Consider the following 20,780-nt stretch of genomic DNA (forward strand, 5'->3'; position numbering starts at 1 on the left):
TATCAATTGGTTTGAATTAAAACCGACTCTCAACATTCGCATGTGGCGCTTGGTAGGTGTCACCACTGCATAAGGATTTCCATATGCCCGTAATTACTCTTCCCGATGGCAGCCAACGCCAATTTGAAAATGCTGTCTCTGTATTTGATGTGGCCAGTGATATTGGCCCTGGCTTAGCTAAAGCCACCATAGCGGGCAAAGTGGATGGCGTGCGCGTTGATGCACACGACTTAATTGAGAACGATGCTCAACTGCAAATTATCACCGCCAAAGATGACGATGGATTAGAAATTATTCGACATTCTTGTGCTCACTTAATTGGTCATGCTATTAAGCAACTATACCCTGATGCAAAAATGGCAATTGGTCCGACTATCGATAACGGTTTTTATTACGATATTGACATGGAGCACTCATTGAATGATGAGGACTTAGTCAAAATCGAAAAACGCATGTTGGAATTGGCAAAAACAAATTACGACGTTGTGAAAAAAGTCTTGACTTGGCAAGAAGCCCGAGACGTATTTGAAGCTCGAGGTGAGTCTTACAAAATTAAAATCCTTGACGAAAATATCGACAAAGACGACAAACCCGGTTTGTATCATCACGAAGAATACATAGACATGTGTCGTGGCCCCCATGTACCTAACATGCGTTTTTGTCAGCACTTTAAATTAATGAAAGTCGCCGGTGCCTATTGGCGTGGTGATAGCGATAACAAAATGTTGCAACGGGTTTATGGCACCGCTTGGGCTGATAAGAAACAATTAAAAGCTTACTTGAATAGATTAGAAGAAGCCGAAAAGCGTGATCACCGCAAAATTGGTAAAGCCTTAGATTTATTCCATTGGCAAGAAGAAGCACCGGGTATGGTGTTTTGGCATAATGATGGTTGGAGTATTTACACCGAGCTTGAAAAGTTTATCCGTGGCAAATTGCGGGAATATGATTATCAAGAAGTGAAAGCGCCGTTAATGATGGACCGTAGCTTATGGGAAAAGTCTGGTCATTGGGATAAATATGCCGAGAACATGTTCACCACTACTTCAGAAAAACGTGAATATGCCATTAAACCTATGAACTGCCCGGGTCATGTGCAGATTTTCAACCAAGGGTTAAAGTCTTATCGTGACTTACCCTTACGTATGGCCGAATTTGGATGTTGCCACAGAAATGAGCCATCAGGTGCATTACATGGTTTGATGCGTGTCCGTGGGTTTACTCAAGATGATGCGCACATTTTCTGTACTGAAGAACAAGTGTTGGCTGAAGTGGGTGGTTGTATCGATTCAGTTTACGAAATCTATAAGATTTTTGGTTTCGAGAGTATCTCAGTGAAACTCTCCACACGCCCTGGAAAACGTGTGGGTAGTGACGAAGTGTGGGACAAAGCTGAGAAAGAATTAGCAGAAGCATTAACATCTAAAGGTATCGACTTTCAGTACTTACCAGGTGAAGGGGCTTTCTATGGTCCGAAGATTGAATTCACCTTACATGATTGTTTAGACAGAGCTTGGCAATGTGGCACAGTGCAACTCGATTTTTCTATGCCTGGACGTCTAGGCTCAACTTATGTGGCTGAGGATGGTGAGCGTAAAGTGCCGGTTATGATCCATCGAGCCATTTTAGGTTCTTTAGAGCGTTTTATAGGTATCTTGATTGAAGAATATTCTGGCCTGTTTCCACTTTGGCTAGCACCGACTCAGGCCGTTGTGTTGAATATTACCGATAAACAGGCCGATTATTCGAATAAAGTAGTGAAAAAGCTAAAAGAAAGTGGAATTAGAGTCAAGTCGGACTTGAGAAATGAGAAGATAGGCTTTAAGATCCGCGAGCACACGCTCAAGCGTGTCCCATATTTGCTTGTTGTTGGCGATAAAGAGATGGAAAGTGGGGAAATTGCTGTACGTTCGCGTAAGGGCGATGACCTCGGAAAAATGTCTATACAGGCATTTATTGATAAAACCATGTTGGAAGTTGACAACAAACATATCTGATTAATTTTGCGGAGGAACCACATATTAAAAGCGCTAACATGAAGGCTAAAGATTCGAACAAAGCTCGGATCAATGAAGAAATTACTTTAAATGAAGTACGTTTAGTGGGTAAAGAGGGTGAACCGTTAGGTGTAGTATCTATCAGTGAAGCCATGGAAGTCGCTGAACAAGCTAGTTTAGACTTGGTCGAAATTAGCCCTAATGCTGAACCGCCCGTATGTAAAGTAATGGATTACGGTAAGTTCTTGTTTGAAAAAAGCAAGACACTTAAAGAGCAAAAGAAAAAACAGAAGCAAATTCAGGTCAAGGAGATTAAATTTCGCCCTGGCACTGATGAAGGCGATTACCAGGTAAAACTGCGCAACCTGCGTCGCTTTTTAGAAGCGGGAGACAAGGCCAAAGTAACGATACGTTTTCGTGGACGTGAAATGGCACACCAAGAGATTGGCATTGAACAACTTAAACGCGTTCGCGCGGATTTGGAAGACATTGCCAACTGCGAATCTTTCCCTCATAGGGTAGAGGGTCGTCAGATGATCATGGTACTTGCCCCAATTAAGAAGTAGTTAAGGTCTACAAGTAGGATGGGTACTGCAACCCTGACTCACCTTGCTGCTATATATGTAACTTAAACTTTGAGTGTCTGCAACACGATAAGTTATTAACAATGCGGAGTTTTAGCAATGCCTAAAATGAAAACACACCGTGGAGCCGCCAAGCGTTTTGTAAAAACTGCTAAAGGTCGTTTCAAGAGTAAACAGTCCCACTTGCGTCACATTTTGACCAAGAAGAGTTCTAAGCGTAAACGTCACTTACGTGGCAAAAAGCTGGTCCATGCGGCCGACACTGCGTTAATTCAACGCATGTTACCTTACGTTTAAAACAGGAGACTAGAATATGGCAAGAGTAAAACGTGGTGTTGTTGCACGTGCCCGTCACAAAAAGGTACTAAAACAAGCCAAAGGATATTATGGAGCTCGTAGTCGAGTTTATCGTGTTGCTGTTCAAGCAGTAACAAAAGCAGGTCAATATGCTTATCGTGACCGTCGCAACAAAAAACGTACATTCCGTCAATTGTGGATTGCACGTATAAATGCTGCTTCACGTCAAAATGGCCTGTCTTACAGCCGTTTCATCAATGGTTTGAAAAAAGCCTCTGTTGAAATCGATCGTAAGATTTTAGCCGACATAGCGGTACATGATAAAAATGCATTCGTTGCATTAGTAAATGCAGCTAAAGGTGCATTAGCATAATTTTTTAGCTTTTTTAGCTAGATTTTTTAATAAATAGTCTTAAGTTCTTTCAGGAAACGGCGAGCATGATGCTCGCCGTTTTTCTTTGTCAAATTAAAAGTCTGATATAAGCTAGCGCTCAGTGCCTAAGATTTCCCCTTCATTTATTATTATCTTCAAACACCTCGTTTTTGCATCATTATTAAAATTAGTCGTCAACTCACCTTTTTATGGAACTCAGATCCAAACGGGTCTTCTAAATCGACGAGCTTTTACTTAATCTGTGTGCGTCTATGCTGAGGGTATTATGATCTCTTGTTGTTGGGTTTGAGTGTGAAAAATCTTTTGAACATTCATTTAAAAAACGCAGCAAACTATGAAATATAGATTGGGTCGATAACAATGCTGACTCATGTACTTCTGATAAATGACTCATATTTTGTGAAAATAGCGTTATTTGAGTATTTGAAGGAGATAATCGTTAAATATTCGGACTTTGTGGCAATTGCTCCTAGCCTCAAAGTATCGCTTTCGTGTAGAATTGCCGGCTATTTTGAAATCGCCTAAGACTTAAAGCAAGTTGTTGAATAAAGGCCATATTTTTAATCCAAATTCGAGGACACTATGGATCTAGATGCCATAATTAGTGAAGCAGAAGAGCAAATTAATTCTGCACAGGACGTCAATCTTCTTGATGCTGTGCGTGTTGATTTTATGGGCAAAAAAGGACGGATGACCGAGTTACTTAAAGGGTTAGGTAAACTTTCCAATGAAGATCGCCCTGCTGCGGGTCAAAAAATCAATCAGGCCAAACAGAAAATTCAACAATTGATCCATGCTAGAGGGGTGTTATTGCAAACCCAAGAGCTTAATCAGAAGTTGGCCGGTGAAACCATAGATGTAACCTTACCTGGTCGAGGGCAGAGTCGAGGTGGCTTGCACCCGGTCACTCGCACTATCAATCGTATTGAGAGTTTTTTTAATGAGTTAGGTTTTAGCGTTAAGACTGGTCCAGAAATAGAAGACGGGTTTCATAATTTTGATGCATTAAATATTCCGGCAAATCATCCGGCTCGCGCTGATCACGATACCTTTTATTTTAATCCTGATGTGATGTTGCGTACTCAAACGTCAGGTGTGCAAATTCGAACTATGGAAGTGGAAGAGCCTCCTCTGAGGATCATTTCGCCAGGCCGAGTGTATCGAAATGATTATGATCAAACTCATACACCTATGTTTCATCAGGTTGAAGGTTTGATGGTGGACAAAAATGTAAGTTTTGCTGAGCTAAAAGGCATTTTGCACGATTTTTTAAATAACTTTTTTGAACAAGACTTACAGGTACGTTTTCGGCCTTCGTATTTCCCGTTTACAGAACCTTCTGCAGAAGTCGATGTGATGGGTAAAAATGGTAAATGGTTAGAGGTGTTGGGCTGCGGGATGGTACATCCCAATGTGCTTAAAGCGGTCAACATTGATCCTGAAATCTATACAGGTTTTGCCTTTGGTATGGGCGTAGAACGCTTAACTATGTTGCGTTACGAAGTGAATGATTTACGTGCCTTCTTTGAAAACGATCTTCGTTTCCTTAAGCAATTTAATTAGGTCGGGTCAAGAATATGAAATTTAGTGAAAAGTGGTTAAGAGAATGGGTCAATCCATCTGTAACAACAGATGAGTTATCAGAACAACTCAGCATGGCTGGTTTAGAAGTAGACGGTGTTGAAGCGGTAGCCGGTGAGTTCTCTGGTGTAGTTGTGGGAGAAGTAGTGACATGTGGCCCGCATCCTGATGCAGATAAGCTACAAGTGACAAAAATCAATGTAGGCGACGACGAACTGTTAGATATTGTTTGCGGTGCACCAAATTGTCGTCAAGGCATTAAAGTGGCTGTGGCAAAAGTCGGTGCCGTGTTACCCGGTAACTTCAAAATCAAGAAGGCGAAACTACGTGGTCAACCTTCCTTTGGTATGTTGTGTAGCTTTTCTGAATTAGGTATATCTGACGACCATGATGGTATTTTAGAATTACCTTTAGACGCACCGATTGGTGAAGATATTAGAGCGTATTTGCAACTTGATGATGTGAGTATTGAAGTCGATTTAACACCTAACCGCGCCGATTGTTTAGGGATTAAAGGCCTAGCTCGTGAAGTGGGTGTGCTTAATCAAACGTCAGTTACCGAACTGCAAGTCCCTGCAGTTACTCCCAGCATTACCGATAGCCGTCAGATTCAATTACTTGCACCTGAAGCTTGCCCTCGTTATTTAGGCCGAGTGATTAAGAATATTAATTTAGACGTATTAACACCTTTATGGATGGTTGAAAAGTTAAGACGTTCTGGTGTCAGAAGTATTGATCCTGTGGTGGATATCACTAATTTTGTATTGTTAGAGCTTGGGCATCCCATGCATGCGTTTGACAATAATAAACTTGAAGGTGATGTCGTGGTTCGATTTGCAAAGCAAGATGAAAAACTCACCTTGTTAGATGGCAATCAAGTGACACTCCAGGACAACACACTAGTGATTGCCGATACGAATAAAGCCTTGGCTATGGCTGGTATCTTTGGTGGTCTTGACTCAGGTATGACTAGCGAAAGTAAAGATATTTTTCTTGAATGTGCCTTTTTTACCCCCGATGCTATTATGGGTAAAGCGCGGCAGTATGGTTTGCATACTGATGCATCCCATCGTTATGAACGTGGTGTTGACCCTCAATTGCAACATATCGCTATGGATCGGGCCACTCAATTGTTACTTGATATTGTAGGTGGTGACGCGGGCCCTGTGATTGAAGCGATAGACAGCGCTTTTGTGCCAAATAATTGTTTGGTAACCTTAAGGCACAGTCGCTTATCTAAAGTATTAGGTATTGAAATTGCTGCCGATACCGTCACCGATATTTTTAAACGTTTAGGTTTTAGCGTTTCTTTTGAAAATACAATATGGCAAGTCAGTGTGCCGCCATATCGTTTTGATATCAGTATCGAAGAAGATCTTATTGAAGAAGTCGCTAGGGTGTATGGCTACAACCAGATACCGGATATTGCGCCTGTTGCAAGTTTGAAAATGTCGCAACATCAAGAACAAAAAATTCAGTTAAATCAACTAAAAAATACCTTGGTCGAAAGTGACTACCAAGAAGCTATCACTTATTCATTTGTTGACCCAAAAATTCAATCTTTATTATTCCCTGATATGGAAGGTTTGCAGTTACCCCATCCCATCTCTTCTGAAATGTCGACTATGCGTGTGAGTTTGTGGACCGGATTATTACAGTCTGTGTCATACAATCAAAAACGCCAACAAGGCCGTGTTCGATTATTTGAGTCGGGTTTACGTTTTATTCCTGATCCCAGTGAAAAGACAGGTGTCAAACAAGAACTGGTTATCAGTGGTGTGGTGTGTGGTTTAGTTGCTGATGAAAACTGGGATAACGTAACTCGTTCAATTGACTTTTTTGATGTAAAGGCAGACGTCGAAAATCTACTTAATTGCGCTGGTGTTGTGGATTATCGTTTTGAAAGTGTCAATCATAGTGCATTACATCCTGGTCAATGTGCTGAAATTTTTAGCGGTGATTCATCCTTAGGAATGATTGGAGCGGTACACCCTCAGTTTGAAAAGGCACTAGGGTTAAATGGACGATGTTTTGTCTTTGAGTTGGAAATTCACTCTTTTGGAGTGAAAAAGTTACCTCAAGCGCAAGAAATTTCAAAATTCCCTGCAAATCGACGTGACATTGCAATCGTTGTAGACGATGATAAAGTAGTCGGAGATATTTTGACTTGCATAGAAAAATTTGGCGCAAATCAATTAGTTGGCCTAAACTTGTTCGACGTGTATCGAGGGAAAGGAATTGCACAGGGAAAGAAAAGCCTAGCAATTTCACTTGTTTTGCAAGATAAAACTAAAACACTAGAAGAAAGTGACATTCAGGCAACAGTAGATGGTATTTTAGCCACGTTGTCGCAAAATTTTGAAGCATTTTTGAGGGATTGACGATATGGCGTTAACCAAAGCCGAAATGGCAGAACACTTATTTGAAAAACTTGGGATCAACAAGCGTGATGCTAAAGATCTGGTTGAGACTTTTTTTGAAGAAGTTCGCGAAGCCTTAGAATCAGGCGAACAAGTCAAGTTATCTGGCTTTGGCAATTTTGATTTAAGACAAAAAAATGAACGCCCGGGTAGAAATCCTAAAACCGGAGAAGACATCCCAATTAAGGCGAGACGAGTGGTTACATTTAGGCCCGGTCAAAAACTTAAAAGTAGAGTCGAGAGTTCGAAGCCAATAGATTAGTTACAGTTATAAAAAAAACCGGTATTACCGGGTTTTTTTATAAGAAACACAAAATATTGTTAAATTACAGATACCAATGCTTTGGCTAATGTATCAACGTTGGATTTGCTAATTCCTGCAATGTTCACACGACTAGAGCCAACAAAATAGACACTATGTTGGTCACGAACCGCTTGCACTTGCTCAGGGGTAATACATAAAAATGAAAACATACCTTTTTGCTTTTTAATGAATTCAAAATCTTTGCTTGAACCGTATTCATTCATTTTTGAAACCAGTAACGAACGAAGATCTTGCATACGACAACGCATCGCCTCAACTTCAGCCATCCATTCATTGAGTAAGGTTTCGTCATTCAGAATAATATCCACCAATGCGCCACCATAGGAAGGCGGCATAGAATAAATCCCACGGGCAATGGATTGAATCTGACTTTGAATGGCTTGGCGGATTGTACTATTTTCTGTGACCATCACCGCAATGCCAACTCGTTCGCGGTATAAACCAAAGTTTTTAGAGCATGAGGCCGCAATAATCACTTCAGGCAAGTTGTTGACTAACAAGCGCATTCCGAAAGCATCTTCTTCTAAACCATCACCAAAACCCTGATAAGCGGTATCTACAAAAGGAATAAAACCTGTCTTTTGCGCGAGTTCTAATACTACTTGCCACTGTTCTTTGGTTAAGTCTGCACCAGTTGGGTTGTGACAGCAGCCGTGTAATAACACCACATCCCCTTTTTTGACTTTAGCAAGACATTCGACCATAGCTTCAAAATTAATACTGGCATTGGTTTTATCAAAGTATGGATAGGTTTGAATGGCTAAACCAGCGTTGCCAATCAGCGGTATGTGGTTGGCCCAAGTAGGATCGCTGACCCAGACCGTGATGTTTTCGTCACAGCGCTTAATCAATTCTGATAAAATTCTTAATGCGCCACATCCACCAGGCGCTTGTACGGCAGCTATTCGATCGGCGAGTAAGGCTGGACTGTCTTTGCCTAACATTAGCTGTAACATACCATCTATGTAACCTTGGACGCCTTGGGGAGTAATATAGGTCTTAGAGTCCTCTTTACCTAACAGAATGGTTTGTGCTTTAGCCACAGAATCGAGAATTGGCGTGTGACCTTGTTCGTCTTTATAAACGCCTACACCTAAGTCAATTTTACTAGGGTTAGTGTCGGCTTTAAATGCAGCAGACAATCCTAAAATTGGGTCGGCAGGAAGCTGGGGCAATACTTCAAACATGATGTTCCTTAATGATAAATTAGCAGATTAGGTAATGAGTACTCATTATGCCACCGGTACTACAAAATTCGAGTTAAATTAGGACTATTTTATACTGAAATTAAAGCTCTGGCTTGAAGTGCAGCTCGCAGTATTGTCGTAGGTACGTTCGTGCCACTGAACATTTTGCTGTTTATCCACTTTTAATACAGTGGAGGAGCGCGTGCCATATTCATCGCCAAGGATAAAAATAGACGAGAGACGGCGCTCCCAATCAATAGGTATACCTGTTTGTGGCAGATCTTCGTCAGCGGCTAGAGACTTATCTAACAATAGTGTAAACAATATTTCTGGGTTGATGTCGTGTCCATCCTGACAATACTCTTCTAATTTATTCACACCTTTATTAATTTTTGGCCAAGGGCTATTTAGGCTTGCATTGGATAACCCATAATAACCATCAGTCAGTTGTTGCAGCTGATCCAAATGATTATTATAGACTGATAAATTATTCCATTTGCCAAACAGCAGGTTGTATCCATTGTAATTATTTTTGCTATTACTTAATGTTTGATAATATCCGTCTTCAGGTTGTTCTAAATAGCGACTGACTAACTCACCCCGAGTAACCGCATTTGCACATATATTTTGTGGGTCGCGGATATTGGTCAAAGATGCGACGTAGCCATGTTTATTGATCCCCATCCATGTGCCATCTGCTTGCAAATCTTTGCCAGCAATAATGCCATGCTCAGGACCCCAAATGTGTGACTCGGTGGTGCCTCTATTAAAAAACTCGTCACGATTAGCCGCAATAATCAACGGGTAATCCTTATGCTGATTAACAGCTACAAACAAAATACACATATACCCATACCACCTCAAAATGACGGATTCAGCGGGAGTTTAAAGCAATTTAGGCAAGGCGACTACTTGCAGGCTTAGTAATCTAAGTCAAACGTAGTCAACGCTGGATAAATTGCTTTAAAACCCGCCATAAATGGAACGACTTGGGCACTCCACTTCTTCGTTGCGCCAATTCAGAAGGTGACCGACATTCAGTCATTGACGCGCCTTGAATTGAAGCGCCCCAGTCGTTCTGAAACGCGCATTTTGAGGTGGTATGGGTATAACCCCCCCTTTACGCAGTAATTAAGAAAGCCAAGCGTTTATTTAGTTTTTAGCTTATCAACTTGGGTAAACAAGTCGTTGGCGTTTGCAATAAATTTCTCTGTTTGTATTGCCGCCGTTATATTGTAAGTAGGTGGTAATAGTATTGGGTTGTAGCTAGGTCGTGGACTAAATTCATCGGTGTTTAAAAAACCCAAAGCATAAATAGGCGCTAGTATGATGAAGGTCATCGAAGATGCAATAATATTGCGCCTATGATTGGTTTGATGAAATGCGATAAATAGGCTCAACCAGATGAAGCTAGAAACAAGGATCGCAAATATCACTAATTCAATCCATGTAAACCATGTCCCAGGATGAATATTAAATATAGCCACCTGTTGCAATAAAATTAGTCCATTGGCAAGTAAAACAACTATCCAAGTTAGATTGAATTGGCTAACAAAATGACTTTCTTTTTTGACGACTTTACCTAAGATTGCAAAACTTAATGGCCATAAACAAAGAATCGCCAATTGCCCAAGCTCAGAGGGAAGTGCTTTAATCAAATTAAACTCTTGTACACTCCCCAAGTATTTTGATAATAATAAAAAACTTAAACAAACAAAGGTTAAACAAATAGCTAAAAAGCTTTGATTTAACCAGCTAAGGTTCTCTTCCAATTCGCTTAAACGTATCGCCTCAGCTAAAGGCACTTTAGTATCGATTATTCTTAAACGGGTGCGACCAATTTTGATTATGTCGTGTGAGTTAAGCGTGGCTTGCCTCACAAATTTATTGTTCACTTTAATGCCATTGGTTGACTGACAGTCATTGACCATGAGTTTGCCCGATTCAGGATCTATGGCGACCAACATGTGACTAGGACACACATAAGGGTCGTCTAAACGTAAGTCATTATTAAAATCACGCCCTACGCACACATAGTCTTGTTCAAATTTATAATGCTTAAGTGGGATATTTTTTCGAGAAAGCAGTTCTAAAACTATTGCCATGCTATTGCGTCCATAAATTTCTGAGTGAATACCAAAGCAGACTCTTTGCTAACGCCAGCCAATGTGTAATGGCTAATCAAACCTTGTTGGGCATGATCAAGTGTGGCTGCAACAAAAAGCACATCATAGAGCTGCTCGAATTCTTTGTAAGCCCTTAAACACAATACTGTTTTATTAGTCACACCATTGATATTGGTGACTTTATCTTGTTGGCAACGAAAATTAGTGACATCGGTTTTAGTCGCATTGTTGCCAGCACCGGCACCTGTGATGCTTTGTGAATAGAAATTATAGAAACGATGTTCTCCCAAAGCCTTACCATCTAACCATTCAAATTCAATTTCAAGCCCCCCAGTGCGTAACCCACGGTGCAAATATATTTGTTCATCTAACTGACAACGGTTTTCTACCGACAAATATAATGCCTCCTTATCGCTGGTATTAGAGCCACCCCAGCATGAGATAAAGTCGGTTATCTTCGAAGGGATCATCGCATCTCCTAATTCACTTGTTTCCCAAGTTTGGTTATTTAACAAGGAAAAAAGTCTATCCTGATTAGCTAATAATTGTGCTTGTATACGAGGCTTAAACTGTTCATTTTCTAACACTTGTGCATCTTGGCTTTTTAACAGCGCCTGAATTTTTTCCAATGGAATAAGGAAGCCAATTTGATTGCCTGCGGTTGCTACATTAACCCCCATCACTTCACCAAGCTTATTGACCACTGGCCCACCACTCATTCCTGGGTTAATGGAACCCGTAAAATGGATCCGTTGGTAAAAACTACTTTTCTTTAATCCATTAAATGTACCTGGCACTACTATCATGCCTAGATCATGGGGATTACCTAGAGAATAAATATCACTGCCTTGCAATGGCAGAGACTGTGCAATAGGGAAAGCACTTTCTTGTTCGGACAGAACCACTTTTCTGACTAAGGCTAAATCATTGACTACATCTACATCAACAAGTTGCAGTTGTCCCTGGGAACCATCATGAGCCAAATATTCAATTCTGAATTTATCAGGGTTATACACATATTCAGATACTACATGGTAATTTGTGACTATATTACCTAATGAATCGATCTGAAAACCAGATCCAATGGATGATTTATTACCAGACTCTAGTTCTATTATTTTGATTTGATACAGGGCAGTACGATGCTGCCCAAATAGGTTTTGGGCAGTTTGTTGACTATGTGCAAGCGAGCAGAACATAGAAAACACAATTAGTAAAATTCTCAAGGTGATTGATCCAGTGACAATTAAGATTAGTGGAGCCAACTTGGTGGGCTACCTTAGGGGGTTAGCATAATCATTCAGGTTGTTAACATTTTGTTTACACTCGACAAAATGGTTTACATGAGCGACCATTTGGCTAGTTTAAATTGCACAAGCCAATAATGAAATGCTTGATAGTGTAAATACTCCTATTCTTTGCGAACAAGTTCCCAGAATAGGCAATAAATTTAGTCAATGGTTGGGTACAACGGTATTAAAACTGTTGGGATGGTCTTACAGTGGCACTTTCCCTTGTTGTTCAAAGATGATCCTTGCGGTTGCGCCGCATACTTCTAACTGGGACTTTGTTCTGGGAATTGCGGTGGCATTTAACTTGCGTCTAAAAATTTCTTTTTTTGGCAAGCACAGTATTTTTATACCCCCTTTTGATCGTCTTTTACGTCGATTGGGTGGCATTCCTATTGAGCGTAGCAAAACACATGGTTTGGTTGATGGCATGGCAGATAAAATGCGAGAAGCCGAAAGTATGGTGTTGTGCCTTGCTCCAGAAGGTACACGCAGTCCGATATCCCCTTGGAAAACCGGTTTTCTTCATATTGCCTACAAAGCCAAGGTACCTGTGTTTTTGGTAGCATTTGATTATAAGAAAAAACTTATCGAGTTTGGTCCCTTGCACAATATAAGCGACAATACCCAACATGAACTCAATAGGATTTATCTGCACTTCAAATATGCACAAGGTAAGTATCCTGAAAAGATGATCACTAACGTTGTTCCCCCCTGTGGAGAGAGAGATTGAAAAATAAAGGTTTTACTACCCGTTTGGTGCATGCAGACAGGTTGTTGAATACACCTGAAAGTGGTGCCATACATCAAGCCACTAATAACTCAGTGTTGTTTGAATATAAAGATGCTCAAGGTTTAGTGGATGTTTTTCAAGGTAAAAAAACAGGGCATGTCTATTCTCGCTCGTCTTCAGGCTCCAATGCTGCGCTGCAAAATATTCTTACTCATTTAGAGGGGGGAATAGGGGCGATAACCTTTGCAACCGGCATGGCGGCCATTACTGCCACTATGCTGAGTTTGTTTAAAAGCGGCGATCATCTGATTGTTAGTCATTTTTTGTTTGGTAATACCCGTAGTTTTGCCGAAACCTTACAATCTTTAGGCATTGAATTAAGTTTTGTTGATGTGACGGATGTGCAGAAAGTAAAAGCGGCTTTTAAAGGAAATACCAAAGCGGTTTACTTAGAAACTATTGCCAACCCGGTCACACAAGTGGCAGATTTACGAGCCATTGGCCAACTATGCGTGTCTAAACATGCGCTTTTTTTAGTGGACAATACTATGACGCCAGCTAATATTTTTGACGCAAATTCAGTTTTGGCTTCACTAACCATTAGTTCTTTAACCAAATATATTGCAGGCCATGGTAACGTTTTAGGCGGTGCAGTAGTCGACACCGGATTGTTTGATTGGGGTGGCTTCGAGAACATTCTACCTATTTACCGTGGCCCAGATAAAACACAATGGGGGCTCACTCAAATTCGTAAAAGAGGCCTTAGAGATATGGGGGGGACTTTATCACCAGATTCCGCTCATACTATTTCAATTGGCCTAGAGACCCTAGTACTGCGAACTGACAAAGTATGTGAAAATGCGATGCGTTTGGCTTCTTATCTGCATAATCATGACAAAGTTTCGGCGGTGTATTATCCTGGCTTAGCTGGTCATCCTCAGCACTTTTTAGCCAGAGAATATTTTAAAGGTTATGGTGGGATTTTGAGTTTAGATTTAGTTGATGACATCGACCCCATTCAATTTTTAAATGCATTAAACTTAGTGATCTGCGCCACGCATTTAGGTGATACCCGTACATTAGCCTTGCCCGTCGCTTCTACCATCTATTTCGAGAGTAGTGCCAAAGAAAGACAAGAGATGGGTGTGAATGACAATATGATCAGAATGTCCATTGGTATTGAAGATATAGACGATATAATCGCCGATTTTGAACAGGCATTTGCGAAGTTTTAGAAGCAGCTACGAGATAAGGCAGCTTCGAGCAGCGAGATAAAAGTAGAGTAAAAATTTAAAAGACAATAAAGGGCATTATTTACAATAAATGATGCCATTTTTGATTGACAGTAGACCGAGTCTGAAAAATCATTTTTGCGTAGCTCGTAGCTCGTAGCTCGTAGCTCGTAGCTCGTAGCTCGTAGCTCGTAGCTCGTAGCTCGTAGCTCGTAGCTCGTAGCTCGTAGCTCGTAGCTCGTAGCTCGTAGCTTAGGCTAGCTCAAAACTCGTGGTGATTTCAACATTTCCCGTGAGCATCAACATCACTGAACAATATTTGTCAGCAGATAATTGAACGGCTCTGGCGACATTTTTTTCAGTCAAACCTTCACCTTTGACAATGTAGTGAGCATGAATTGCAGTAAAAACTCGTGGCGCCTCTTCTGCTCTTTTTGCATCAAGTTGACACACACAATCATCCACTTTTTTTCTGGACTTTTTAAGGATATCTACCACATCAATAGATGAACAGGCACCCACAGATAGCAATACTGACTCCATTGGGGTCATAGTTTCGCCATTACCGTCTAATTCCAAGGTATGGCCTGTCTCTGTTTTGCATGTAAATCGTAGGTTTTCTTGCCAACTAACCGTTGCTTTCATAGTTTCTCTACTTCTTAACGAGCGTTATTTTAGTTTTGTCTAACAATATACGTTTTTGTCTAAACAAATTGCCAATTGCCTTTTTATATACATTTTTGCTGACTTTAAAGCGTTTTGAAATCTCATCTGGTGGACTCTTATCGGTTAAAGTCGACAGGCCATCATGTGCAATTAGGTCTTCTATTATTTGTTCTTCTAGGGTGTTGCGAGCAGTAGGATCATGGAACTGAAAACATAAATCAATTTTGCCATCTTCTCTAATACGTTTGATATAGGCTTTTAAGGAATGACCTATTTTTATTGGCTGGAACACTTCGTCTCTAAATAACAAACCAAGGTGTGATCCATTGATAATGGCTTTGTAGCCCATGTCTGTCTGCCCACATATCAGTATCTCAACTTCTTGCTTAGCCTCGAACGTACCGCCTTCTTCACTCGACTCTTCATACAAAAAATCTTTGAGTTTAGTGGAAGCTGCCAAACGACCTGTTTCTTCATCACAGAACACATAGACCACATAAGATACCCCTTCAGACATCGGGTAATCTTGTTCACTAAAAGGTACTAATAAGTCTTTTTCTAATCCCCAATCTAAAAACACACCTACCTTGGTGACACTGACGACTTTTAAATAGGCACAATGATCTACAAACACCTTAGGACGTTTGATAGTGGCAATAAGACGATCATCGCTATCATGATAAATAAACGCATTCACCATATCCCCAAGCTTACAGCCCAAGGGCGCATTTTTAGTAGGGAGTAGAATTTGACCTTTATCGCCTGCGTCTAGGTAGAATCCAAAGGGCACTTCATTGACGACTTCAAGATTATTAAACTTTCCAACTTGCGACATGTTTTGCTGATTATCTTTAACGAAATTATAAGGATATTGTAACTTAGCAATAGATTAAGAAATATAAAAACAATGTATATATTACTAAATTGATCGCTTTATTCATGGCATAATTGTGCTCATAGAAATTCCTTCTTTACATGGTACTTTATGGCAGACGCTAACAATATTGTATTTTTAGATGGGCAGTTTATGCCAATGTCTGAAGCTAAAATATCGCCTATGGATCGCGGTTTTTTGTTTGGTGATGGTATATATGAAGTGGTGCCATCCTACGATGCTAAGTTAGTGGGTTTTGGCTTACATATTCAGCGTATGCAAAATGGTCTGGATGCTATTGGTATAAAATTAAATATGGGTGTGGATGATTGGCGTGATATCGCGCAAAATTTAATTGAAAAAAATGGCAAAGGTAATCTTGGTTTATACTTTCATGTTAGCCGTGGTGCGGATGTGAAACGATTTCATGCTTTCCCTGAGAATATCCAAACTACAGTGTTTGCTTATGCCTTCACAATCCCCGCGGCACCTATCGCTGATAAGCTAAAGGTCAAACAATATAGAGTCACCAGTAGTGAAGATTTACGCTGGAAACGCTGCCAGATTAAATCTACCTCGTTATTAGGTAATGTGATGCATTTCCAACAAGGTCAGGAAGCGGGCGTTGATGAAACCATTTTATATAATCAGCGAGACGAGTTGACTGAAGCCAGTGCCTGCAATGTATTTATTGTCAAGAATGAAGTGGTGATAACGCCACCTTTAGATAATCAATTACTGCCTGGCATCACTCGAAATATGTTGCTCGATATTTTACGTAAAGATGGCACCTTGCAAGTACAAGAAAGAGTGCTAAGCATGAGCGAAGTTCACGCTGCTGATGAGCTGTGGTTAACCAGTTCCAGCAAAGAAATTGCACCTGTAGTTGAGTTAGACGGACAACCGATTGGCAATGGCAGAGTAGGCGATATTTGGCAACTTGCGCAATACCTGTATTCTGCGAATAAACATAATTATTAAACTAATTCTCCTAACAATAGCTGGAATGTAAATACCCCGTATGTCTCGACCTGCCAAAATTATTATTGATTTAGCCGCTATTCAAGCAAATTGCCGCTTGGCTCAAACGCTAGCGCCCCATTCTAAAACAGTTGCCGTGGTAAAGGCCGATGCTTACGGACATGGCGCTGTTGAGGTGACCAAAGCATTAGAGCCACAAGTTGAAATGTTCACTGTGTCTTGTCTTGAAGAAGCTTTAATCTTGCGAGAAAACGGTTTAAAAAAACCGATCTTATTGTTAGAAGGGTGTTTTGATATAGGCGAATTAAAGATTGCTCTAGACAATCAATGTGAAATTATTGTGCATAGCCGTTTACAACTCGAACAACTGCTTAATACCAGACTTAAAACACCGCTAAATATTTGGTTGAAAATTGATACTGGTATGCACAGATTAGGAATTTTGCCAAAGGAAGTTGAATCTATATATGCCAAGTTGGTTGAATCATCAAACGTTAATAATATCGTGTTGATGACACACTTTGCCCATGCCGATGCTGTGGGTGGGGCGCATACCGCTAAACAAATTAGTCAATTTGAAACCTGTATTCAGCCGATTGTTGCCCATGCCAATCATAAAGTGGAACTGAGTATGGCTAACTCTGCAGCGTTATTGGCTTGGCAGCAAACTAGAGTGGATTGGAATCGACCGGGGATCATGTTGTATGGTTTGAGTCCTTTTGCAGAAACTATTGAGGAAGCCACTGCGCTTATCCCGGCCATGAACTTTGAGTCACAAGTGATAGCCTTGCGTGAGATTTTAACTGGGGAATCTGTAGGTTATGGTTGCACATGGACGGCACAAAGGCCCTCTGTTATTGCCACCATTGCAGTAGGTTATGGCGATGGTTATCCACGCACCGCAAAATCGGGTACACCTGTATTAATCAACAATCAGCGAGCCCCGCTGGCGGGGAGAGTGTCTATGGATTTAATCTCCGTAGATGTCACTGAGCTAGCCAATGTGCAACTAGGCGATAAAGCGGTGTTATGGGGTAAGACGTTATCGGCTAATGAAGTGGCTAGTTGGGCGGATACTATTGGTTATGAGCTAGTAACGCGCATGCCGAGACGCGTGACTAGGCATTTTGTTAAGTAACCAGAGTTCAGGTTAACTAAGCTTGTATTAGTGAATGTGAATTAACATTCAGCGACTAAAACGGCTCGAAGGGGAGCAGGATAACCTTCAATCGTTTTGCTGGGATCGTTCGGATCAAGAAAGTCTACTAATGATTGGCTGTCCATCCACTCTGTTGCTCTTTGTTCTTCTAATGATGTAGGTGCCACATCCACCACGCGAATATTTTTAAAACCGACTCTTTGCATCCATAGGGTTAACGCTGCTGTACTGGGCAAATACCACAGATTACGCATTTGTGCATATCGTTCGCCGGGCATAAATACTGTTTGTTCGTCACCTTCTACCACTAAGGTTTCAAGCACCAATTCACCACCTTTGCGCAACTGATTTTTTAACTGGTATAAAAAATCGATTGGGCTACGTCTGTGATACAACACTCCCATGGAAAACACTGTATCAAATGCTTTGAGTTCAGGTAATTGTTCCACACCTACAGGTAATAAGTGAATGCGCGGGTCAGGATTGAAGTGTTTAATCGCTTGGAATTGCATTAAAAATAGTTGCGATGGATCCGCGCCTACCACCATTTTGGGCTGTTCGCCTAACATGCGCCACATATGATAACCACTGCCACAACCGACATCTAATACATAGCGATCTCTAAGAGGCTGAATATGTGGTTGCACTCTGTCCCATTTCCAGTCGGAGCGCCATTCGGTATCGATATGAATACCCTGGATATGAAACGGTCCTTTGCGCCAAGGCGTAAATTGCTTAAGCAAGCCTATTATTTGTTTTTGGGTATATTCACTGATATCACCTTCTTGACCAAATTCAACTTTGTCTTGCAGGTTAATCGATGAGGGAGAGGTTTTAGGTAGCTTATTTAGCAACTTTACCCATTTAGTAAAGTCCCCGTGCAGTTGTTCTTTTTGCCAAGTAGCAATTTGAACCGGGAGTACTTCTAACCAATGACTTAAAGGTGAATCCGCAATCTGTTTATAAAAATCATTGAACCAATTAACAGCCAAGTGGCCTCCTGCAATAAAAGCAGCTTCGAGTTTCGAGCCGCGAGCTTCTAGCTTGAAGCAAAAAAACCAAAACTAGCACCATTCTCATTAATGTGACGTAGTTTTCGTTGATAGTAACATTTACTTTGTAAAAATATTTTCGTAGCTCGTAGCTAATAGCTTTTTATCGCCACCATTGATGCAAAGTTAAAACAGGTAAACCAACGCACAACATCGCTAAAACCCACTTGTGTTAACCGGTCTTTATGTTGCTCAAATGTTTCTGTACGCATGACATCTTCTAATGCGGTGCGTTTTTGACTTATTTCTAATTCACTATAACCGTTTCTACGCTTAAATTCGTGGTGTAGGTCAATCACTAAATCATTACCTTGTTCGGTGTCATGACTCAGTTTTTCAGATAGCATTAAAACACCACCTGGATTTAATCCGTTATATATTTTCTGCATAATATCGATACGTTGTTCTGGTGGGATAAATTGCAGAGTAAAATTCATCACCACACAAGAAGCATTTGTAATCTCAATGTTTTGTATATCATCACAAATAACACTAATAGGTGTCGTCGCTTTAAAGGCCTGTACATGTAATTCACAGCGTTGTGCCATGGCAGGTGAATTATCAATGGCTAGAATTTGGCAGTTTTCGGTTTGGATATATTTGCTAGCGGCTAAACTGACCGCTCCTAATGAGCAACCTAAATCGTATATATTACTTTGTGGTTGTGCATACCTTGCGCAAATTTGACCTACAGTATCCACTATTGTGCTGTATCCAGGGACAGAGCGCTGGATCATGTCGGGAAAGACTTCCGCCACCGATTGGTCAAATCGAAATTCACCGACTTGTTGTGGTTGAGAATAAATGGTGTCTTTAACTTCTTGCATGATTGCGTAATGACCTCGATAAAAATAATCCACAATTCTACCTGTGCAATCTCATCCAAGCAATTTCCTTTGCTTCCAATTTGTTAGTCATACCAATCCGTATAATTGCTGGCGTGCAAAGGTCGAAAGGCTTAAGTCAAGAGGTGAGAATATGAGTAAGAGAATATAATACCCAGGATGTCACCCAAGATCGTGGTAAACGAAGATCATCAGTTAAGTGATACCCCAACATGAACAGATCCTAGGGTAGTCGATTGGTTAATCAAAATTGGCTTAATAAATAGACGATTATTTTAAAAAAGTGAAATCTAGCTCATGAATTAGGTATAAGTACGGATTATATCTTCATTAGTTGAGACTAAAGTATAAGTCTTCTATAAAGTAGTTAAAATAATAATATAAACGGGCTGAGTTCAGTGGCGAAGTTTTTAATAGCAGATGATCATCCTCTTTATAGAGAAGCATTGATATCGGCACTGCAGCCATTGTTTAAGAATGTCGATATTATTCAATCTGATTGCTTAGATTCGACACTAAAGGCTTTACAACAACATGCAGATTTTGATTTGATTCTGTTAGATTTGAATATGCCAGGTTGTGATAATTTTTATGGTTTGATCCGTGTCACCCAAGATTTCCCGCAGGTACCTGTAGCCGTTATATCCGCAAGTGACTCCGTTGAAGTCGTATCTAAAGTAATGAGCCTAGGAGCCAAGGGGTTTATACCAAAAGCTACAACCACTCAAACCATCGCTAATGCATTGAAACAAATAATGCTTGGCAATAACTGGTTACCAGAGGGCATGCAATCGAGAATTGAACATCTGGCACCCATTATTGATGTGGCAAGACTAGTAGGTGAATTGACACCTAAACAATTCCAAGTATTAAAACTATTGCAAAATGGTTTGCTTAACAAACAGATCGCTTATGATTTAAATATTACCGAGGCGACTGTCAAAGCCCACATCAGTGGGGTTTTTAGAAAACTCAATGTTAATACTCGTACGCAAGCGGTATTACTGTTGAACAAATTGGATATAGCTGAGCAGTAGT

At 40.6% G+C, this 20,780-nt stretch carries 20 protein-coding genes; 12 read left to right on the forward strand and 8 right to left on the reverse strand.

Going from position 1 to position 20,780, the window contains the following annotated elements; all coding sequences use genetic code 11:
• Positions 1 to 83: 83 nt before the first annotated feature.
• From thrS to ihfA, 7 genes are all read left to right on the forward strand, one after another.
• On the forward strand, positions 84 to 1,997 hold the full coding sequence (gene thrS, locus CXF95_RS09085) for a threonine--tRNA ligase (protein WP_101198369.1): 1,914 nt from the start codon (positions 84 to 86) through the stop codon (positions 1,995 to 1,997).
• 38 nt (positions 1,998 to 2,035) lie between these two features.
• A complete protein-coding gene (gene infC, locus CXF95_RS09090) occupies positions 2,036 to 2,563 on the forward strand; it encodes a translation initiation factor IF-3 (protein ID WP_101198370.1) in 528 nt (175 codons plus the stop codon).
• Between the two features lie 117 nt (positions 2,564 to 2,680).
• The gene (gene rpmI / locus CXF95_RS09095) at positions 2,681 to 2,878 is read left to right on the forward strand and encodes a 50S ribosomal protein L35 (protein ID WP_007636428.1); all 198 of its coding nucleotides are present in this window, start codon (positions 2,681 to 2,683) and stop codon (positions 2,876 to 2,878) included.
• 16 nt (positions 2,879 to 2,894) lie between these two features.
• The gene (gene rplT, locus CXF95_RS09100) at positions 2,895 to 3,251 is read left to right on the forward strand and encodes a 50S ribosomal protein L20 (RefSeq protein WP_007636426.1); all 357 of its coding nucleotides are present in this window, start codon (positions 2,895 to 2,897) and stop codon (positions 3,249 to 3,251) included.
• A 603-nt stretch (positions 3,252 to 3,854) separates the two neighbouring features.
• Complete coding sequence (pheS, locus tag CXF95_RS09105; RefSeq protein WP_101198371.1) at positions 3,855 to 4,835, forward strand: phenylalanine--tRNA ligase subunit alpha; 981 nt, start codon at positions 3,855 to 3,857, stop codon at positions 4,833 to 4,835.
• A 14-nt stretch (positions 4,836 to 4,849) separates the two neighbouring features.
• Complete coding sequence (gene pheT, locus CXF95_RS09110) at positions 4,850 to 7,234, forward strand: phenylalanine--tRNA ligase subunit beta (RefSeq protein ID WP_101198372.1); 2,385 nt, start codon at positions 4,850 to 4,852, stop codon at positions 7,232 to 7,234.
• A gap of 4 nt (positions 7,235 to 7,238) precedes the next feature.
• On the forward strand, positions 7,239 to 7,535 hold the full coding sequence (ihfA, locus tag CXF95_RS09115; RefSeq protein WP_007620765.1) for an integration host factor subunit alpha: 297 nt from the start codon (positions 7,239 to 7,241) through the stop codon (positions 7,533 to 7,535).
• 59 nt (positions 7,536 to 7,594) lie between these two features.
• Here the strand turns inward: ihfA and CXF95_RS09120 are convergent, their stop codons facing one another.
• The 4 genes from CXF95_RS09120 to CXF95_RS09140 all read right to left on the reverse strand — a co-directional run bounded on the left by CXF95_RS09120 (position 7,595) and on the right by CXF95_RS09140 (position 12,137).
• A complete protein-coding gene (locus CXF95_RS09120; RefSeq protein WP_101198373.1) occupies positions 7,595 to 8,785 on the reverse strand; it encodes an amino acid aminotransferase in 1,191 nt (396 codons plus the stop codon).
• A gap of 84 nt (positions 8,786 to 8,869) precedes the next feature.
• Positions 8,870 to 9,631 (reverse strand): NRDE family protein, encoded by a 762-nt coding sequence (locus CXF95_RS09125; RefSeq protein ID WP_101198374.1) that lies wholly within the window; start codon positions 9,629 to 9,631, stop codon positions 8,870 to 8,872.
• Between the two features lie 302 nt (positions 9,632 to 9,933).
• On the reverse strand, positions 9,934 to 10,890 hold the full coding sequence (locus CXF95_RS09135; RefSeq protein WP_101198375.1) for an FHA domain-containing protein: 957 nt from the start codon (positions 10,888 to 10,890) through the stop codon (positions 9,934 to 9,936).
• The gene (locus tag CXF95_RS09140; protein ID WP_101198755.1) at positions 10,881 to 12,137 is read right to left on the reverse strand and encodes a serine protease; all 1,257 of its coding nucleotides are present in this window, start codon (positions 12,135 to 12,137) and stop codon (positions 10,881 to 10,883) included. The genes CXF95_RS09135 and CXF95_RS09140 overlap by 10 nt, the downstream gene beginning before the upstream one ends.
• A 163-nt stretch (positions 12,138 to 12,300) precedes the next feature.
• Between CXF95_RS09140 and CXF95_RS09145 the strand changes: the two genes are divergently transcribed.
• Both CXF95_RS09145 and CXF95_RS09150 read left to right on the forward strand, forming a co-directional pair.
• Complete coding sequence (locus tag CXF95_RS09145) at positions 12,301 to 12,933, forward strand: 1-acyl-sn-glycerol-3-phosphate acyltransferase (protein WP_101198376.1); 633 nt, start codon at positions 12,301 to 12,303, stop codon at positions 12,931 to 12,933.
• The gene (locus CXF95_RS09150; protein ID WP_101198377.1) at positions 12,930 to 14,168 is read left to right on the forward strand and encodes a cystathionine gamma-synthase family protein; all 1,239 of its coding nucleotides are present in this window, start codon (positions 12,930 to 12,932) and stop codon (positions 14,166 to 14,168) included. Before CXF95_RS09145 ends, CXF95_RS09150 begins: the two co-directional genes overlap by 4 nt.
• Positions 14,169 to 14,417: 249 nt before the next feature.
• On the opposite strand, the gene CXF95_RS09155 is transcribed toward CXF95_RS09150, so the two are convergent.
• Positions 14,418 to 14,810, reverse strand: coding sequence for an OsmC family protein (locus CXF95_RS09155; RefSeq protein WP_101198378.1), 393 nt, complete (start codon positions 14,808 to 14,810; stop codon positions 14,418 to 14,420).
• 7 nt (positions 14,811 to 14,817) lie between these two features.
• Complete coding sequence (locus tag CXF95_RS09160; protein ID WP_101198379.1) at positions 14,818 to 15,666, reverse strand: S1 RNA-binding domain-containing protein; 849 nt, start codon at positions 15,664 to 15,666, stop codon at positions 14,818 to 14,820.
• A 150-nt stretch (positions 15,667 to 15,816) separates the two neighbouring features.
• Here CXF95_RS09160 and CXF95_RS09165 point away from each other — a divergent pair, with 150 nt between their 5' ends.
• Positions 15,817 to 16,686 (forward strand): D-amino acid aminotransferase, encoded by an 870-nt coding sequence (locus CXF95_RS09165; RefSeq protein ID WP_101198380.1) that lies wholly within the window; start codon positions 15,817 to 15,819, stop codon positions 16,684 to 16,686.
• A 40-nt stretch (positions 16,687 to 16,726) separates the two neighbouring features.
• A complete protein-coding gene (gene alr / locus CXF95_RS09170) occupies positions 16,727 to 17,824 on the forward strand; it encodes an alanine racemase (protein ID WP_101198381.1) in 1,098 nt (365 codons plus the stop codon).
• A 41-nt stretch (positions 17,825 to 17,865) separates the two neighbouring features.
• On the opposite strand, the gene cmoB is transcribed toward alr, so the two are convergent.
• Together cmoB and cmoA are read right to left on the reverse strand one after the other, a co-directional pair.
• Positions 17,866 to 18,837, reverse strand: a complete 972-nt coding sequence (cmoB, locus tag CXF95_RS09175; protein WP_101198382.1) for a tRNA 5-methoxyuridine(34)/uridine 5-oxyacetic acid(34) synthase CmoB — start codon at positions 18,835 to 18,837, stop codon at positions 17,866 to 17,868.
• 152 nt (positions 18,838 to 18,989) lie between these two features.
• Positions 18,990 to 19,724, reverse strand: coding sequence for a carboxy-S-adenosyl-L-methionine synthase CmoA (gene cmoA / locus CXF95_RS09180; RefSeq protein WP_101198756.1), 735 nt, complete (start codon positions 19,722 to 19,724; stop codon positions 18,990 to 18,992).
• Positions 19,725 to 20,140: 416 nt separating this feature from the next.
• On the opposite strand from cmoA, the gene CXF95_RS09185 reads away from it, so the two are divergent.
• The gene (locus CXF95_RS09185) at positions 20,141 to 20,779 is read left to right on the forward strand and encodes a response regulator transcription factor (protein WP_101198383.1); all 639 of its coding nucleotides are present in this window, start codon (positions 20,141 to 20,143) and stop codon (positions 20,777 to 20,779) included.
• The last annotated feature ends 1 nt before the right edge of the window (position 20,780 follow it).

Source organism: Paraglaciecola sp. MB-3u-78, from assembly GCF_002835935.1.
Classification (GTDB): domain Bacteria; phylum Pseudomonadota; class Gammaproteobacteria; order Enterobacterales; family Alteromonadaceae; genus Paraglaciecola.

What these genes read in the sequence shown, in the direction of transcription:
- thrS (WP_101198369.1), top strand. Translation starts at nt 84, where the DNA reads ATGCCCGTAATTACTCTTCCCGATGGCAGCCAACGCCAATTTGAAAAT.
- infC (WP_101198370.1), top strand. Translation starts at nt 2,036, where the DNA reads ATGAAGGCTAAAGATTCGAACAAAGCTCGGATCAATGAAGAAATTACT.
- rpmI (WP_007636428.1), top strand. Translation starts at nt 2,681, where the DNA reads ATGCCTAAAATGAAAACACACCGTGGAGCCGCCAAGCGTTTTGTAAAA.
- rplT (WP_007636426.1), top strand. Translation starts at nt 2,895, where the DNA reads ATGGCAAGAGTAAAACGTGGTGTTGTTGCACGTGCCCGTCACAAAAAG.
- pheS (WP_101198371.1), top strand. Translation starts at nt 3,855, where the DNA reads ATGGATCTAGATGCCATAATTAGTGAAGCAGAAGAGCAAATTAATTCT.
- pheT (WP_101198372.1), top strand. Translation starts at nt 4,850, where the DNA reads ATGAAATTTAGTGAAAAGTGGTTAAGAGAATGGGTCAATCCATCTGTA.
- ihfA (WP_007620765.1), top strand. Translation starts at nt 7,239, where the DNA reads ATGGCGTTAACCAAAGCCGAAATGGCAGAACACTTATTTGAAAAACTT.
- CXF95_RS09120 (WP_101198373.1), bottom strand. Translation starts at nt 8,785, where the DNA reads ATGTTTGAAGTATTGCCCCAGCTTCCTGCCGACCCAATTTTAGGATTG.
- CXF95_RS09125 (WP_101198374.1), bottom strand. Translation starts at nt 9,631, where the DNA reads ATGTGTATTTTGTTTGTAGCTGTTAATCAGCATAAGGATTACCCGTTG.
- CXF95_RS09135 (WP_101198375.1), bottom strand. Translation starts at nt 10,890, where the DNA reads ATGGCAATAGTTTTAGAACTGCTTTCTCGAAAAAATATCCCACTTAAG.
- CXF95_RS09145 (WP_101198376.1), top strand. Translation starts at nt 12,301, where the DNA reads ATGCTTGATAGTGTAAATACTCCTATTCTTTGCGAACAAGTTCCCAGA.
- CXF95_RS09155 (WP_101198378.1), bottom strand. Translation starts at nt 14,810, where the DNA reads ATGAAAGCAACGGTTAGTTGGCAAGAAAACCTACGATTTACATGCAAA.
- CXF95_RS09160 (WP_101198379.1), bottom strand. Translation starts at nt 15,666, where the DNA reads ATGTCGCAAGTTGGAAAGTTTAATAATCTTGAAGTCGTCAATGAAGTG.
- CXF95_RS09165 (WP_101198380.1), top strand. Translation starts at nt 15,817, where the DNA reads ATGGCAGACGCTAACAATATTGTATTTTTAGATGGGCAGTTTATGCCA.
- alr (WP_101198381.1), top strand. Translation starts at nt 16,727, where the DNA reads ATGTCTCGACCTGCCAAAATTATTATTGATTTAGCCGCTATTCAAGCA.
- cmoA (WP_101198756.1), bottom strand. Translation starts at nt 19,724, where the DNA reads ATGCAAGAAGTTAAAGACACCATTTATTCTCAACCACAACAAGTCGGT.